The sequence below is a fragment of the Chitinophaga sp. genome, assembly GCF_039596155.1.
Lineage (GTDB): Bacteria > Bacteroidota > Bacteroidia > Chitinophagales > Chitinophagaceae > Chitinophaga.
The window spans coordinates 39,355-55,619 of the sequence record NZ_JBCNKF010000001.1 but is presented as its reverse complement, the minus strand read 5'-3'; the positions used below and the strand labels follow the sequence as shown (position 1 = coordinate 55,619).

Here is a 16,265-nt window from a genome sequence, read left to right as displayed (position 1 = left end):
CGCGGGTGGTTCAGGGATGGTGGGCTAATAAACAAAAAAGCCGGAGAATAAATTCCCCGGCCTTCACCTCGTAAAAATTAAAACCGCGATCAATTCCATCCACCTCCTAATGCCTGGTAAATATTCACCACAGCATTCATCTGTTGCTTCTTCGTTTCGATCAGCTCAAACTTTGACTCCAACGCATCGCGCTGTGTCATTAAAACTTCCAAATATTCTGCCCTGGACGACTTAAACAGGTCATTAGAAATATCTATGCTCTGTGTCAGCGCATCCACCTCTTTTGATTTTAACTCATAACTCTTCTCCAGGTTACCAATCTTCGACAACTGGTTCGTGACTTCCCTGTAAGCATTCAGCACTGTTTTCTGATAATTGTACACTGCCTGTATCTGCTTGCTGCTTGCTGTTAAATAAGAAGCCTTTATGGCATTCCTGTTCACCAGAGGCGCCACAAGATCACCTGCCAGTGAATACATCAGCGAAGCAGGTGTTGAAAACAGGTAACGTGGGCTATAAGCCTCATAACCAACGCCACCACTTAACCCCAGCGAAGGATAGAACCTTGCCTTTGCCACTTTGATATCCAGTCTTGCTGCTGCCAGTTCCAACTCTGCTTTCCTGATATCCGGGCGATTAGACAACAGGTCTGCCGGAATACCCGCATGCACGATAGCAGGCACCTGCACATCGAAGCCTTGTGTATTTCTGGCGATCGGCTGTGGATAGCGACCTAACAGGAAGTTGATCTTATTCTCCGTCTCTGTGATCTGCTGCCTGATGTCGTACTGTAAACTCCGCGTATTCAACACCTCTGCCTCAAATTTACGTACGGCCAGTTCTGTTGTTTTGGCCGCTTCTTTCTGCAGTTTTACAATTTCCAGTGCATTCGTCTGAATTTCGATATTCTTTTGCACAATCTCCAGCTGGTTATCCAATGCCAGCAACTCATAATAAGAATTCGCGATCTCAGCGATCAGGCTGGTCACTACAAAATTCTTTCCTTCCACACTTGCCAGGTAACGGGCGACTGCTGCTTTCTTCTGGTTATGCAACTTGTGCCAGATATCCACTTCCCAGTTCGCATACAGTCCTAACAGGAAGTTAGGCACCGGGTCAGGCATTGAATGTCCCTCGCGGATCTCGGTATGTTCTTCCATGGCACCGATATTCGTATACCTGCCTACTTTATCCACATCTGCTCCTACTTTCACACCTACTGACGGCAGGTACTCTCCTTTGGCGGCTCTCACTTCATTGTTCGCGATCTCGATTTCCTGCAGGGTGATGTTCAGTTCCTGGTTATTCTGCAGTGCAGTATCAATCAGCGCTGCCAGGTAAGGATCTGTAAAATACTGTTTCCACTGAATCTTCCCGGTGTTGGTAGAATCCTGCGAGTTAATAAAACTCGCAGGAAGATTTTTGTTTTCTTGTTTGTCGACAATAGCCGGGATTTTACACGCTGAATACGTCAGCGAGAGACAGGCGATCCCTAAGCAATGATATATCTTGTTCTTAAACATTATGATCTAATTCTTCAGTTAATGGATTCTCTTCTTCATTCTTCAACAGCTTCCGTTTCTCTGCAATCTTGCCGAAGATCCAGTACAGGCCTGGTACTACGATCACACCGAATACAGTACCGAACAACATACCACCTGCAGCAGCAGTACCGATGGTACGGTTACCGATCGCACCCGGCCCCGTAGCATACACCAGCGGAATGAGACCCGCAATGAATGCGAAGGAGGTCATCAGGATCGGACGGAAACGCGTTCTTGCACCTTCGATCGCGGCATTCAATACCGTATCACCGGAACGATGGCGCTGTACAGCAAATTCCACAATCAGGACGGCGTTCTTACCCAACAGACCGATCAGCATCACCAGACCTACCTGTGCATAGATGTTGTTTTCAAGGCCCATCAGCTTCACCAGCAGGAAGGAACCAAACACACCCGCAGGCAGAGACAGGATCACCGCAAATGGCAACATGAAACTTTCATATTGTGCAGCCAGTACCATGTATACGAATACAAGACAGATCAGGAAGATGATAGCAGCTTCGTTACCACGGCCTACCTCATCTTTCGTCATACCCCCCCAGTCAATACCATAACCTTTGGGTAAGGTCTGCTCTGCTACTTCCTGGATAGCCTTGATGGCGTCACCACTGGAGTAACCCGGTGCCGGTGCACCCTTGATTGCAGAAGAGGTAAACATATTGTAACGGGTGATCTCATTCAATCCATAGAACTTATCCATCCGCATGAATGCTGACATTGGTACCATTTCTTCCTTGTCATTCTTCACATACAACTTCAGGATATCCTCGGGTAATGCTCTGTATTGCGGCGCTGCCTGTACCATCACTTTGTACAAACGACCGTAGCGGATAAAGCTGGTTTCGTAGTTACTACCTACCAGTGTGGAGATAGTGTTCATCGCATTTTCGATGGTCACACCTTTCTGTTGAGCTACGTCATTATCTATCTTCAGCATGTACTGTGGATAAGATGCACTGTAGAAAGAGAAGATGGAAGTCAGTTCCTTACGTTTCATCAACGCATCTACAAAGTCCTTGTTGACCTTCTCAAACTTCTTATAATCAGCAGTACCTGTTTTATCCAGCAGGCGTAAGTCCAAACCGCCCGCAGCACCATAACCCGGTACGGCTGGTGGCTGGAAGAACTCGATAGTAGCACCCGGAATATCCTTGGCTTTTTCTTCCAGTTCACGGATGATCTCTTCTGCTGATTGCTTACGTTCTGTCCAGTCTTTCAGGTTGATCAGACAGGTACCTGCGTTGGACCCTGTACCTTCCGTCAGGATCTCATAACCTGCCAGTGCAGATACGGAGCTGATACCATCGATTTTTTCAGCGATCTTCTGTAAGCGTTCTGCGATTTCATTTGTTCTTTCCAGTGAGGAACCCGGAGGAGCCTGGATGATACCGTAGATCATACCCTGGTCTTCCGCAGGAATGAAACCGGTAGGCAATGTAGAGCTGATAGCCCAGGTACCCACGCAGAATGCAATCAGCATACCCCAGGTCACGGTTCTCACATTCACGATTTTCCTCAGTAAACCGGTATATCTGCCTGTGAGTTTTTCAAAGCTCCTGTTGAAGGCATCCAATCCCCTGTTCAGCCATGTTTTCTTCTTTGGCTGCCCGTGATTGTTCTTCAGCAACATCGCACACAATGCAGGTGTGAGGGTCAATGCTACCACACCGGAGAGTACGATGGACACTGCCATTGTGATAGCAAACTGCCTGTAGAACACACCCACCGGACCTGTCATGAACGCCACTGGTACAAACACCGCCACCATCAGGAAGGTGATGGCAATAACGGCACCGGCTATTTCATGTACGACCTTTTTAGTCGCCATATATGGGGAAAGGTGATCTTCTTCCATCTTGGCGTGCACGGCTTCCATTACCACGATCGCATTGTCCACCACGATACCGATAGCCAGTACCAATGCAAAGAGTGTGATCATGTTCATCGTCAGCCCAAACATGCCCATGAAGATGAAGGTACCCACCAGCGATACCGGTACTGCTAATGCAGGGATCAATGTAGAACGCCAGTCACCCAGGAAGAGGAATACCACGATACCTACCAGTACGAATGCTTCGACCAGTGTGTGGATTACTTTTTCGATAGAGGCATCGAGAAATTTAGATACGTCATAACTGATGGCGTAATCCATACCCGGAGGGAAGGTGGTTTTCTTCAGTTCCTTCAGTTTCTCTTTCACCTCTTCAATCACCTTGCTCGCATTACTACCATACAGCTGTTTTACAACGATCGCAGCAGATGGTCTGCCGTTCAGGTTAGAATAGATATCGTAGAACAAGCTACCGAATTCTATATCTGCTACATCTTTCAGGCGCAGCAACTCACCATTTGGATTGGCGCGCAGTACGATTTGTTCATATTCTTCTTTGGTGCTGAAACGACCGGAGTATTTCATTACATACTCAAATGCCTGGGATCTTTTACCGGAGCTCTCACCGGTCTTACCCGGAGATGCTTCGAGAGACTGGTTGCCCAGTGCTTTCAGTACTTCTTCAGAAGAGATCTTGTATGCCAGCATACGGTCTGGCTTCAGCCAGATACGCATAGAGTATTCACGTGTACCCAGGATACGGGCACTACCCACGCCCTGCAGACGGGTCAACTCAGGCATGATATTGATATCGGCAAAGTTGTACAGGAACCTTTCATCCGTCTTTGGATCTTTTGAATACAGGTTCAGGTACATCAACATCGCAGGCTGCTCGAGGGAGGTGAGCAGACCTTCACGGATTACCAGGGGTGGAAGTTTGTTCAACACCTTGGCAATACGGTTCTGTACGTTGAGTGATGCGGTGTTTGGATCGGTACCCAGGTCGAAGATAACCTGGATGTTTGCCTCACCGGTGTTGGTTGCATCAGAAGTCATATACTTCATGCCCGGCACACCATTGATCGCTCTTTCCAGCGGAATGATAACAGTTTTTACCAGCAGCTCACCATTCGCACCCGGGTACTCGGCAGATACTTTTACTGTAACAGGCGAGATAGCGGGGAACTGCGTAATGGGCAGCTGGGTCATACCTAATACCCCTAAGAAGAGGATCAGGACGGATATAATTATTGAAAGGACAGGCCTTTTTAGAATATTACTGAACATTTAAATACTTTTTGGATACTTAGACTATTCAGCCTTCAGTCTCAGATGCGAGATTACTTTAGCTGGTTCCTCAAACTCGTAGGTGATCTTATCATTGTCTCTCACCTTCTGCACACCTTCGAGCAGTATTTTGTCAGTTTCGGACAGTCCGTCTCCTACTACAAACAGGTCAGGCATTTCGGCAGCCACGGTGATTTCCTGTGACTTTACTTTGTTATCCTTGCCTACGATGAACACGTAGTGCTTGTCCTGGATTTCGAAAGTTGCCTTCTGCGGAATCACAAGGGCATTTTTCAGGGGTACTACCATCTGGACTTTACCGGTTTCTCCGTGTCTGAGCAGGCCTTCAGGATTGGGGAAAGTGGCACGGAAAGCGATGTTACCGGTTTCGTTGTTGAACTCACTCTCGATTGTTTCTACATTCCCGGTATGTTTGAACACTTCGCTGTTAGCCATGAGCAGGTTAACAGGCACCTTACCTTTTTTCTCTTTTAACCCTTCTTCATAATTCAGGTACTCGGGTTCAGATACGTTGAAGTAAACGTACATCTGGCGGTTGTCGGAGAGACTGGTCAGCAGCTCACCCTCATCTACGAGGCTACCTAATTTCAGTGGCAGGCGGTCGATGATACCATCAAAAGGAGCTTTGATGTCGGTGAATGCCAGGTGTACCTTAGCCAGGGACAGTTCTGCTTTGGCTTTGGCAAGATTAGCCTGTGCCATTGCCAGTTCATTTTTTGAAACGACATTTTTGTCAGCAAGGGATTTGGTATTCTGCAGTTCTATTTCCGCTGCCTGTGCCTCTGCCTGCGCCTTCTCGAGTTCTGCTTCATACACCTTAGGCATAATTTTGAACAGGAGCTGACCTTCTTTTACAAACTGACCTTCATCTACATAGATGTTTTGCAGGTAGCCTTTTTCCTGTGCCCTGAGTTCGATGTTACGGAAAGAACGTATCTGGGATACATATTCCCTGGTAACAGAGGTGTCCATTTTAACAGGAGTGGTTACGAGGTACTTGATTTCCCCTTCCTTTTCTTCCTCTTTTTTGGATGATTTACAGCTTGCAAAGCACAACAGTGCATACAAGCCCACGACGAGCATTGACGTTCTCTTCATAATAAGGATGCGATTCTATTTTTTTAAGTGGTGTGCGAATGACAATAAACTTCCGTATCCTGTGGACGTGGAAGTTTTAAGCAGTAAAAAAACACTGGTTGGAAAAAATATATCAGATACGTAGTACACCGTGTCTTATGTAAAGACATTGGGCATGACTATTTGCAGGATATGAGCTGGAAAGTGTATAAGAATTGTGGTAAATGAGAGCGGGCGGGGAAAAAACAGTGGTAAAGTTATTACCGGTGGAGAGGTGCTTTTTGTACCCTGTCATCTCATCGGTATCATCTTCGTTGTTAGTTTCGGTAAATTTTAAATTCAACCGCTGGAAGCTGCGTGGATGATTGCGGATGTTCAACACATTGTCTTCCTGATCCATAAGCATAAGCATCCTGGCGGCCGCCGTGGAGACATGGTCCCGTGGTGTGGTGGCCTTCAGGTGACTATACCCGGTTAGAATCAGGATACAGAGTGAGAGGAAAATTCTTATTAGCTTTTTCATCCGGACGCAAAATAGATAAGTTATATTATACATACAAAGCTGGCTGGGATGAGCGGTAAATGAGAAATGCGATTTTTTCCAGGGGAATACAGTACCGTAGGTGGTTACACGGTGATTATTAAAAAGTCCTTAAAAGATTTTAAACAGGGCCAGAGATTTCTCCTTCTTTAAATTCTGGACTGGTTTCCAGGGATTTTTTCCCGATAGCGTAAACATTATTCCCGAATGTTAAAACACCTCGCCTTGATAAGTTTCAACTTTGCGGCGCAAACTTATACAGCGATGAGATCCATTCTATTACTTATTTCGACGTTCTTGTTATTATGTTCCGGCGTTTTGTCAGCCAATGATTTAGATGGAAACGGTACCATTAAGGGGAAAATTACGACTACAGATGGTAAACCAGCTGGCCTGGTAACGGTGATGTTGAAAGGCACCCGGAAATCTGCACTTACTGAAGATGACGGTACTTTTGTCATTAACCACGTAAAACCAGGCACTTATACTTTACAGGTGAGGCTGGTAGGTTATGGTACCCGGGAGGAGACAGTGACTGTTTCGGAAGATCATACTGCACAGGTAAGCCTGGTGCTGGAAGTTTCTGACACCCAGCTGCAGGAGGTAGAAATTGCTACGGGGCGTGCGAAGTTCGGGAAGAAAGAATCAGAGCAGGTAGCACGTTTGCCTATTAAGAACCTCGAAAATCCGCAGGTATACAGTTCTATTTCAAAGGAATTACTGAAAGAGCAGGTAGTCACCAACTTCGACGATGCGTTGAAAAATACACCGGGTATCACAAAGTTATGGTCATCTACCGGTCGCCCGAACGATGGTGCGGGTTACTTCACGATCAGGGGCTTCTCTGTACAGCCGACCATGATCAATGGTGTACCGGGACTGACCAACGGGGGCATTGATCCTGCAAATGTGGAGCGGATCGAAGTGATCAAGGGGCCCAGTGGCACCTTGTTTGGCAGCAGTTATATTTCATTCGGGGGTTTATTAAATATTGTGACGAAGCGTCCTTACGATCATTTTGGTGGTGAGGTAGGTTATACGATTGGTGGTTATGGCCTGAGCCGTTTTACTGCTGATGTAAATGCGCCCCTGAATGAGGATAAATCGGCGATCCTGCGCGTGAATGCAGCTTATCATACAGAAAATTCATTCCAGGATGCCGGGTTCAGGAAGTCATTCTTTATTGCACCCAGCCTGGCGTTTAAAGCGAATGACCGCTTGTCTTTCCTGATCAATGCAGAGATTTACAATAGTGAATCGACCAATACCATGATGCTGTTCCTGAACCGTAGCCGTGCATTGATTGCGCATACGCCGGATCAGCTCCATATGAACTGGAATAAATCCTATACTTCCAATGACCTGACTTATAAGAACCCTACTGTAAACTTCTATGGTCAGGCCAATTATAAGCTCTCTGATAAATGGACTTCACAGACTAACCTCTCGAGAAGTTCACGTAAGAGCGATGGTTATTATTCTTACGTCATGTTCCTGGATGCAGGTCCCGTAAAGCCAAGTGATTCACTCGCCAGCCGTTATGCTTACTTACAGAATTCTATTACAACTACGACAGATATTCAACAGAACTTTATCGGTGATTTCAGGATCGGTGGCCTGCGCAATCGCGTAGTACTGGGCCTGGACTTCAATGATCAGAGTACTACCAATAATAACAGTGCATCACCAAGATTTGATATTGTAGATGTGACCAATCCTAAAGATGCCAGTTATGGCACATTGAGCAGGGCTTCAGTAGATGCTAAACTTGCAGGTGCGACCGGTGCAAAGAATGGTAACAGTGCACAGGTATACAGTGCTTATGTGTCTGATGTATTCAACATCACCGATGCATTGCTGGTAATGGCAAGTGTACGTGTAGACCGTTTTGAGAGTAAAGGAAGTACCAACTACTTAACCGGTGCTACAACAGGTGCATATGGTCAGACATCGGTATCACCTAAATTTGGTCTTGTGTACCAGGTGGTGAAGGATCAGGTGAGTGTGTTTGGTAACTATATGAATGGTTTCAAAAACGTATCTCCTGTGAATAACAATGGGGTACCGGGTTACTCAGATGTGCTGAAGCCACAGCAGGCGAATCAGTGGGAAGGTGGTGTGAAACTGGATGTATTGGATCACAAGCTGGGTTTCACTGCCAGCTACTACGATATCCAGGTAAGCAATATGAGTTTGCAGAAGACAGTAGCAATGGGTGATACAGCGTATAATGTAACTTACCAGGATGGTACACAGACCAGTAAGGGTGTGGAACTGGAACTGGCAGCTAACCCGGTACCGGGTCTGAACATCGTAGCTGGTTATAGCTATAATGACAGTAAGATGGTGAAGGCGGATGCAACGGTTGCGGGTAGAAGACCAGTTAGTGCAGGTCCGGCTACACTGGCCAATCTCTGGGCAAGTTATACGTTTGTAAAGGGTAGTGTGAAAGGACTGGGAGCAGGTTTTGGTGGTAACTATGCCAGTGAGAATATGATCACGAATAATAGTGTGACTGGTAAGTTTACGTTGCCTTCTTATGTGGTCCTGAATGCGACCGTGTTTTACAATGCACCTAAATATCGTATAGCGCTGAAGCTGGACAATATCACGAACAAAGAGTATTTCTCAGGTTGGACGACAGTAGAGAAGCAGCTGCCGAGGAGATTGTCAGCGAGTGTATCGTATAAGTTTTAAGTGTTTAGATCATATAGAGAGGAAAGGCTGCCTTTTGAGGCGGCCTTTTTTTATGGGGACTCAGGTTGATTCTACCAGGTAAGCAATCAGGAAAATACTGGCGATCATCAACGTGATGACCAATGCGTATAAAAAAACGGAGGAATGCTGGTAGCTGTTATTATTGATCTGCTGTTCTGTTTTCTTATATCGAACCAAAGATAAGAGCAGACTTAATGCCCCGGTAACGACCATTAAGATACCGATGGGCGCCGAATAACCATATTGATGTATGGTAGCTGGTTTGCCCAGAACCAGGCTTATCTGTTTTACAAACAGGGAAAATTTCACGACAACAAATCCAAAGGCCATGATCCCGATGCCGGTTCTCACCCAGGCAAGCAGGGTTCGTTCATTTGCCAGATGGTCGCTGGTATTACCCTTTCTCGGTTCTGTACTCATTGCTGCATTTTTTTTCGGGTTAAAAGGATGGCTAGTATATAGCAGTCTGCCACGAGCACGTGGGCTAATAAAGCTGTCCATTTATCGTGAAAGAGCCAGTCGTGTTCAGTAAAGTACACAATGATGTTTAGCAATAATAAGACCGCAATGATATGGAGGCCTTGCAGGAGGACTTTATTGTGTTTAAGGAAGGATTGGAGTAAGCACCACGCGGCGTAGTTCAGGATGCCACCAATGGGCAGGTAGAGAAGGTTGAAATATAGGACGGTGTGGAATAAAGGAGAGTTATAACCTTCTATTGCCGTAACGAGTACCATGGATTCGAGGAAGAGAATGACATGGTAGGCGAGGACGAGGTAGAGTTTTTGGTTCATGGGGATGTTTGCACAAAAAATGTGCTACGTTCTGAAGATGACTCACAGTTTTAAAGGATAAGTATACAGACCGTTGTTTTGATAGTGACAGCCCTGATTTTGGGTGCTACAGAATGGATGGAAATGAACAAAATGTGAGTTAGGGGAAGAGCTAAATTCGCGATTATGAATATTGAAAAATATCCTTACAAAAACACACAACTTTCTGCCAATTTTGAGTTTGAAAGTCTTGGCCCAAAAGGGAAAATAAAAAAGATCATTCAATATGAATTAATGGGTCATTTAGAGGATGGTACCCCGCTTTTCAACCTGGCATTTGGAGACTATAACAAGAGAAAAAGAAGTTATAGTGATCTTACAATAACCAACAATGAAGATAAAAATAAAGTACTGGCTACTGTAGCTGGTACAGTATTGGATTTTTCAGCAAATTACAACAAGGTGGCCATCCATGCAAAAGGAAGCACTCCCGCAAGAACAAGGCTTTATCAGATTGGAATAAATACATTTAAAACAGAAATAGTAAATCACTATACAATCCTTGGGAATAGAAATGATAATTGGGAGAATTTTGAGTCAGGTGTTAACTATGATGCGTTTATCGCGATTAAAAATTAATTGTAAATTTGTATAAACAGGAAAAATATGGCATCTAAATTTTCCAGAAAAGTGAGTGAAAAGAAAAAAACGGTTTCGTTTGCAAAAAAAGAATCAAACATGCCTGATCCAAGAAAAAGCCCGTTTTTTATTAAGCAATTTAAAATGGCCAAGGAGTTTATGAAAAAGCATCCTGTGCCGTTAGAACTACTGCCTATTAAATAAATCATTTTTATTTATTACTTGCGAATGCAATGCATTCGCAAGTAATAAAAACAACTATAAGAATCTACTAAAGAACTCATACGTCCTCAACATCTGATCTATCCTTTGCCTGTTATCCCCACTCCTTACCAACTCATGACTCGCTCCCGGATGCCGCACATACTCCACCGGCTTCCCCAACGTACTCAAATTCTTAAACAACATCTCACTCTGCGACACCCCCGTCCTCAAATCACTCTCCCCATGAAAAATCAACAATGGCGTATTTATATTCTTCACATAATTGATTGGTGACTGCTCTTCCAATACCGCCTTCACGCTATCCTCATAGGGAAACCCACCAAAGTAATTCTCCAGCATCTTCCCCGCATTACCCTCTCCAAAGAATGTCTTGAAATCATACACCCCACGCTGGCAACTGGCTGCTCTAAACCGTTGATCATGCCCTACGATCCAGGCCGTGAGATATCCTGCATACGAGCCCCCACTCAAAAACCGTTTTGTCGTATCAATCCATCCCTGTGCCTCTGCTTTTGTCAGGGCTGTCAGTACATCACTGGAAGGCCCCACTCCCCAGTCACGATAATTTGCCCGGAGAAATTGATTGCCATACCCAACAGAGCCTCTCGGATTGCAATATACTACCCCAAATCCCTTTCCACAGAAGAACTGGAACTCGTGCCACATACTGGGCTCCCCGGGTCCCCACATGGCTGACGGGCCGCCATGCATATCCAGTAATACAGGATACTTTTTATTCGGGTCGAAATTCACAGGTTTCATTACCCAATACTCTACCGTCAGCCCTATACTATTCGTGAATGTGAATTTCTGCGGAATAGACAATTCACGCTCACTTAACCAACCTGTATTTAAGTTGGTGATCATTCTGGGCGTCTTCACATTCAGATCTGCAATGAATACTTCGGATGGATTCTGAATCCATGTCTTTGGGAAGATCAGTTGATTGCCACGAATATCAAACTCACTGATCCCTTCATCTGCTGAGGTTAGTTTTTCCACCTTCCCGGTCTTCACATCCGCTTTATATAAACTGGTGCCACCATTATTCACCGCGGTAAAATAGATGGTCTTTTCATCTGCTGAGAACCTGGTTTTACCTTTGACGCGATCTACAGGAATCAGTACGGGATTAGCCAGGGTTGCAAGGGGGCAAACGTACATCGCTGGCACGTCTATCTGCTTTTCACTGGCCCGCTGAAACACCAGCCACTTCCCCGAAGGAGAGACTGCTTCCAGAAAGTAAGACGAGTCCTGTGCATGTAATAGACGGGACAGCACGGCACCGGCAGTATCTACAGAGAAGATCTCCATTTCCTCTGTATCATCCGGGTGCTTATGGGCATTCATAGTACCAGCCACCAGCAACTTGTCATTGCCGGCAAAAACAGGATTATTATAAGAGAAGAAACCATGTGTCAGTTCTCTGGGTCTGGCACCTGCTGCTGTATCTGTGATGAAGATATGAGTCAGGTTCACATCAGGATTTACAGAGGTCTCTGCCTGAAACCTGGAATGGGTAATGACTTTCGCTTTCCTGTCTTTGGCATTATCGTACAAATAAGCCCTGATAGCCCGCAGATCACCATCCGGATCGGGATGAGCAGTATCTGTCAGCAGGTCTTCGTTATGTGAAAAGCCAGGTGCACCATCATTCCAGGATGGCACCATCCGACCGGGGTTTAATTCCCTGTCATTCACCAGCTCCTGCAGGGTGATCTCTGCGGTGAAGGCCAGCTTTCGTCCATCGGGACTCCAAACCGGTTCACTGCAACCGTAAGAAAAATCAGTTAACTGACGCACCTTGCCGGTGGAGGTGTAGTAGAGAAAGATCTGGGATACACCTTTGACTGCTTTTACAAAAGCGATTGAGGTGCCTGAAGGATGATAAGCCGGTGAAGAAGTTGCGCCTGTATCGAGCAACTGTGCTTTACCTGAGAGATCGGTCAGATAGATCTGCTTCAGGTAGGTATAGTCCTTTTTCTTAGCTGTATCCGGAATGATACTGGTTACGGTATAAACAGCATGTTTACCATCGGGGCTGAGCTTTACCTCGGATGCGCGTTTTATCCTGAGCATATCTGTCACAGCGACAGGTTTCTTCTGGGCATGACTTACATGCAAGGCAGTCAAACAAAGGAGTGCCGGTATGGCCGTTTTAATGTTCATAAGCGATCTGGGTTGAGTGTTGTGCTTATGAAAAATAGGAAATAAATAGAATAAAAAAAAGCAGCCCCTGGCGTTAAGTACGGGAAGAAGTATGGTTCACTGAAGGATAAAATGATTACACAGCCAGTGGGCTATGCAAAGGATACAGTGGTTGTCTCAGGCGTAATCTTGCCGGTGCTACCTCATTCCACGAGGAGCCTGGTAGCACCGGCTTTTGAAGTGTTCAGCCTACTGTTAAGACAACCACTGTTAATTTTTAAAAGCCATTTTTGATTGGCGTGATCATAAATGTAAAGTGATAATCCTGGTAATGTAAGCGGTATTTTTCAAGCGGCAGGTGTCCCCAGCTATCTATACCACCTAACCCCATCTGCGCTTTATCGATACAGATATTTGTGAGTGGTTCAGGTTGTAACAACTCACTATGACGCTGATGCTTTCTGCTACCATCATCCAGGGTTTCAATTGAATAATGTAATGCAGATATTGAGAACGTAGTATCACTTGTAAAGCGTAATCCATTTCCTCCTGCTGTCATCTGATTCCACCAGCGTATATCTGTTTTGGTACCGGTTTCCTGCGGACGTATATATGGGTAGAACTGTTGGTCTACTGTCTGGCTGTATACTCCTAATTGTGCAGCATTGTTCCTGTCAGCGTAATTTTCTCCCGGACCGCGTCCATAGTATTTAATTCTGTCTGCATCTTTCGGCATCTGGAATTGCATACCAAAACGGAACATGTCGGCTACTTTTGCGTTCTTATCTGCGGTGAGATCCTGCGTTACTTTGATCACACCCTCGTTAGAGATTTCGTATGTCAGTGATAATTTTCCTGATACTGCAGGGATATCATAGGCGGCCTGAATAGTTACAATGCCATCTTTGTGCTGACTATTGAAGGAAGTGAGTTTCAGTTCAGGATTTTTCCATACATGATATTTGTATTGCAGGCCAGCTCCCATATCATTGTCGGTAGGGGCACGCCAGAAATTAGGTGTGAGGTAGCTACCTGTTTTCATCATGGACTGTCCTGCTATTACATATTGATTCAGGAAACCATTGTGTTTGTCAAACTGAATGTCAACCTTGCTATTGTTCACTATCAGGTAGTTTTCATCATTATCCTGCACATGCAGCGAATCTGCCCTGTTATTCACTGAGAGCTGATGGCTGAAATGATAACCTGTTACATTCAACTGGTTTTTAGCCACAACGAAACCAGCAGGCAGCAGGGTTTCAGCTTTTTTCAATTTGAAGCTGATGTTGAGCAATACTTCTTTACCTGATGGTGTGTCATAATCGAGGGTGAAAACCTTCTTCTCATGAGGCGCGATATCCAGATTTAAGATAACACCTGACTGTAACTTCTCTCCATCTGCCAACAACTCCCATTCTGCATAATAGTTATCCAGATTACGGAAGAAATTCTCATTGTAAATAGTCACCTGTCCTTTTGTGAGGTCTGCCGCTGACGCCCAGATATTCTGGTAAAAGTATCCGACCTCATATGCATGAGGGTTTGGTCTTCTGTCGGGAGAAATAAGACCATTATCCAGGAAATTATTATCTGAAGGGTCATATTTATTAAAGTCCCCGCCATATGCATAAAACGTACGGCCCTGAGCATCTTTTATATGCAGGGATTGATCTACCCAGTCCCAGATAAAACCACCCTGGTATTTAGGATACTTGCGTACCAGGTCCCAGTACTCTTTAAAATTACCATCTGAATTGCCCATGGCATGTGCATATTCACATTGGATGAGTGGCTTATTTATATTGCCCTGTGCATATTTCTCACAACCATCAGGAGACAAATACATCGGGCAGTAGATATCTGTGAAATCGTTGGTACCTGCCTGTTCAAACTGTACCGGGCGTGTTTTATCTTCCGCCTTTATCCATTTGTAGCAGGCTTCGAAGTTGGGGCCGAATCCTGCTTCGTTGCCCAATGACCAGATGATCACTGCAGGATGATTATAGTTGCGCTGTACGTTGCGTTCATTACGCTCAAGATGCGCCTTAGCGTAGGCAGGATTCTTCGCCAGCGTTCTTTCGCCATATCCCATACCGTGAGATTCCACGTTCGCTTCTGCCACCATGTAGATACCATATTCATCACAGAGTTCATACCACAGGTTATCGTCAGGATAATGACAGGTTCGAACTGCATTCACGTTCAGTTCCTTCATCAAACGTATATCTTCCAGCATCCTTTCCCTGGAAACAACGTACCCGAAGTCAGGGTCCATTTCATGACGATTGACACCCTTTATTAACACTGGCTGTCCATTTACCAGCAGTTGTGCATTTTTAATTTCTACTTTGCGGAAACCCACCTGCTGGCGGATTACTTCTGCTACCTTATCTTTATTTTTTACTGTTATCAGCACCTGGTACAGGTAAGGATTTTCAGCTGACCATTTTTCAGGTGCACTTACTTTCAACGCAAGTTTTTGTAAGCCGGTACCTTTTGCCTGCGCACTGGTAACAAGCGTTCCTTTTTTATCAAACAACTGAACATCTACAGCGGCATCTCCTTTGAGCTGGAGATTTACCAGCAGGTTCGCGTCTTTGAATTGTTCATCCAATTCAGGTGTCACTCTGACATCTTCTACGTGTACAGGGTTTCTTGCGTAGAGATAACAATCTCTACCTACACCAGAAAGGCGCCAGAAATCCTGGTCTTCGAGATAACTTCCATCACACCAGCGGAATACCTGAAAAGCGATCAGGTTGGGTTGACCGGGCTTCAGGTATTTAGTGAGATCGAACTCTGCTTCGAGCTTGCTATCTTCGCTATACCCTACATATTGACCATTTACCCACAGGTACATATTGGAGGTGACAGAGCCGAAATGAGCGATTATCTGCCTGCCTGACCAGGACGCAGGGACTGTAAATTCCTTCCGGTAAGAGCCTACATGGTTCTTCTCTGCAGGCACAACGGGCGGATTGACAGGTGCCTGAAAATGCCATGGATATTCGATGTTGGTATACATCGGATCACCATAACCATTCAGTTCCCAGATGCCTGGCACCGGCATTTCCTTCCATCCCCTGTCATTAAAACCTTGCTTGAAGAAGTCCGTAGGACGTGCATCTGCATCAGGCACCCAGTTAAATTTCCAATATCCGTTCAGGGTAAGGAAGTTAGCCGAGTTCTCCTTCACACCTTGCCTGGCAAGGGCTTCATTCTCATAGGCAAAAAAATTAGTATGCATTGGCAAGCGGTTTACCGCATTGACATTTGGGTCGAGCCATTCATTGGATTGCGCATACAGGTTGTGTGGTGATAAAGAGCAGCAAAGCATGGTGGCCATCAGTGCTACTCCGTTGAGACCGTTTTTCATATTTTAACAAGTATTATATTGGCATGGCGTTAAATATAATAAAAGTATCGCTAGTACCATAGAC

11 protein-coding genes are annotated in these 16,265 nt (G+C 45.3%); 3 read left to right on the top strand and 8 right to left on the bottom strand.

Annotated elements, in window-relative coordinates; genetic code table 11:
- Nucleotides 1-89: 89 nt before the first annotated feature.
- The 4 genes from ABDW33_RS00215 to ABDW33_RS00200 form a co-directional block, all read right to left on the bottom strand.
- Complete coding sequence (locus ABDW33_RS00215) at nucleotides 90-1,523, bottom strand: TolC family protein (protein WP_343688046.1); 1,434 nt, start codon at nucleotides 1,521-1,523, stop codon at nucleotides 90-92.
- Nucleotides 1,516-4,683 (bottom strand): efflux RND transporter permease subunit, encoded by a 3,168-nt coding sequence (locus ABDW33_RS00210; protein WP_343688045.1) that lies wholly within the window; start codon nucleotides 4,681-4,683, stop codon nucleotides 1,516-1,518. The genes ABDW33_RS00215 and ABDW33_RS00210 overlap by 8 nt, the downstream gene beginning before the upstream one ends.
- A 24-nt stretch (nucleotides 4,684-4,707) precedes the next feature.
- Entirely contained in the window at nucleotides 4,708-5,802 is a 1,095-nt protein-coding gene (locus tag ABDW33_RS00205) for an efflux RND transporter periplasmic adaptor subunit (RefSeq protein ID WP_343688044.1), read from the bottom strand.
- A gap of 112 nt (nucleotides 5,803-5,914) precedes the next feature.
- Nucleotides 5,915-6,304, bottom strand: coding sequence for a hypothetical protein (locus tag ABDW33_RS00200; RefSeq protein ID WP_343688043.1), 390 nt, complete (start codon nucleotides 6,302-6,304; stop codon nucleotides 5,915-5,917).
- Between the two features lie 282 nt (nucleotides 6,305-6,586).
- On the opposite strand from ABDW33_RS00200, the gene ABDW33_RS00195 reads away from it, so the two are divergent.
- The gene (locus tag ABDW33_RS00195; protein ID WP_343688042.1) at nucleotides 6,587-9,019 is read left to right on the top strand and encodes a TonB-dependent receptor; all 2,433 of its coding nucleotides are present in this window, start codon (nucleotides 6,587-6,589) and stop codon (nucleotides 9,017-9,019) included.
- A 60-nt stretch (nucleotides 9,020-9,079) separates the two neighbouring features.
- Here the strand turns inward: ABDW33_RS00195 and ABDW33_RS00190 are convergent, their stop codons facing one another.
- Together ABDW33_RS00190 and ABDW33_RS00185 are read right to left on the bottom strand one after the other, a co-directional pair.
- Nucleotides 9,080-9,460 (bottom strand): DUF202 domain-containing protein, encoded by a 381-nt coding sequence (locus ABDW33_RS00190; protein ID WP_343688041.1) that lies wholly within the window; start codon nucleotides 9,458-9,460, stop codon nucleotides 9,080-9,082.
- Nucleotides 9,457-9,834 (bottom strand): hypothetical protein, encoded by a 378-nt coding sequence (locus ABDW33_RS00185; protein ID WP_343688040.1) that lies wholly within the window; start codon nucleotides 9,832-9,834, stop codon nucleotides 9,457-9,459. The genes ABDW33_RS00190 and ABDW33_RS00185 overlap by 4 nt, the downstream gene beginning before the upstream one ends.
- Nucleotides 9,835-9,999: 165 nt before the next feature.
- Between ABDW33_RS00185 and ABDW33_RS00180 the strand changes: the two genes are divergently transcribed.
- Together ABDW33_RS00180 and ABDW33_RS00175 are read left to right on the top strand one after the other, a co-directional pair.
- Nucleotides 10,000-10,452: a hypothetical protein gene (locus tag ABDW33_RS00180; protein WP_343688039.1), complete on the top strand. Its 453-nt coding sequence runs from the start codon at nucleotides 10,000-10,002 to the stop codon at nucleotides 10,450-10,452.
- A 27-nt stretch (nucleotides 10,453-10,479) separates the two neighbouring features.
- The gene (locus ABDW33_RS00175) at nucleotides 10,480-10,656 is read left to right on the top strand and encodes a hypothetical protein (protein WP_343688038.1); all 177 of its coding nucleotides are present in this window, start codon (nucleotides 10,480-10,482) and stop codon (nucleotides 10,654-10,656) included.
- Nucleotides 10,657-10,710: 54 nt separating this feature from the next.
- Here the strand turns inward: ABDW33_RS00175 and ABDW33_RS00170 are convergent, their stop codons facing one another.
- Together ABDW33_RS00170 and ABDW33_RS00165 are read right to left on the bottom strand one after the other, a co-directional pair.
- Nucleotides 10,711-12,846 carry a S9 family peptidase gene (locus ABDW33_RS00170; RefSeq protein ID WP_343688037.1) on the bottom strand — a complete coding sequence of 712 codons (2,136 nt, stop codon included), beginning with the start codon at nucleotides 12,844-12,846 and terminating at the stop codon, nucleotides 10,711-10,713.
- Nucleotides 12,847-13,102: 256 nt separating this feature from the next.
- Entirely contained in the window at nucleotides 13,103-16,201 is a 3,099-nt protein-coding gene (locus ABDW33_RS00165) for a glycoside hydrolase family 2 TIM barrel-domain containing protein (protein WP_343688036.1), read from the bottom strand.
- Between the last annotated feature and the right edge of the window lie 64 nt (nucleotides 16,202-16,265).

Excerpts from the sequence above, each read along its gene's own strand:
- ABDW33_RS00215 (WP_343688046.1), bottom strand. The coding sequence starts at position 1,523 with ATGTTTAAGAACAAGATATATCATTGCTTAGGGATCGCCTGTCTCTCG.
- ABDW33_RS00210 (WP_343688045.1), bottom strand. The coding sequence starts at position 4,683 with ATGTTCAGTAATATTCTAAAAAGGCCTGTCCTTTCAATAATTATATCC.
- ABDW33_RS00205 (WP_343688044.1), bottom strand. The coding sequence starts at position 5,802 with ATGAAGAGAACGTCAATGCTCGTCGTGGGCTTGTATGCACTGTTGTGC.
- ABDW33_RS00200 (WP_343688043.1), bottom strand. The coding sequence starts at position 6,304 with ATGAAAAAGCTAATAAGAATTTTCCTCTCACTCTGTATCCTGATTCTA.
- ABDW33_RS00195 (WP_343688042.1), top strand. The coding sequence starts at position 6,587 with ATGAGATCCATTCTATTACTTATTTCGACGTTCTTGTTATTATGTTCC.
- ABDW33_RS00190 (WP_343688041.1), bottom strand. The coding sequence starts at position 9,460 with ATGAGTACAGAACCGAGAAAGGGTAATACCAGCGACCATCTGGCAAAT.
- ABDW33_RS00185 (WP_343688040.1), bottom strand. The coding sequence starts at position 9,834 with ATGAACCAAAAACTCTACCTCGTCCTCGCCTACCATGTCATTCTCTTC.
- ABDW33_RS00180 (WP_343688039.1), top strand. The coding sequence starts at position 10,000 with ATGAATATTGAAAAATATCCTTACAAAAACACACAACTTTCTGCCAAT.
- ABDW33_RS00175 (WP_343688038.1), top strand. The coding sequence starts at position 10,480 with ATGGCATCTAAATTTTCCAGAAAAGTGAGTGAAAAGAAAAAAACGGTT.
- ABDW33_RS00170 (WP_343688037.1), bottom strand. The coding sequence starts at position 12,846 with ATGAACATTAAAACGGCCATACCGGCACTCCTTTGTTTGACTGCCTTG.
- ABDW33_RS00165 (WP_343688036.1), bottom strand. The coding sequence starts at position 16,201 with ATGAAAAACGGTCTCAACGGAGTAGCACTGATGGCCACCATGCTTTGC.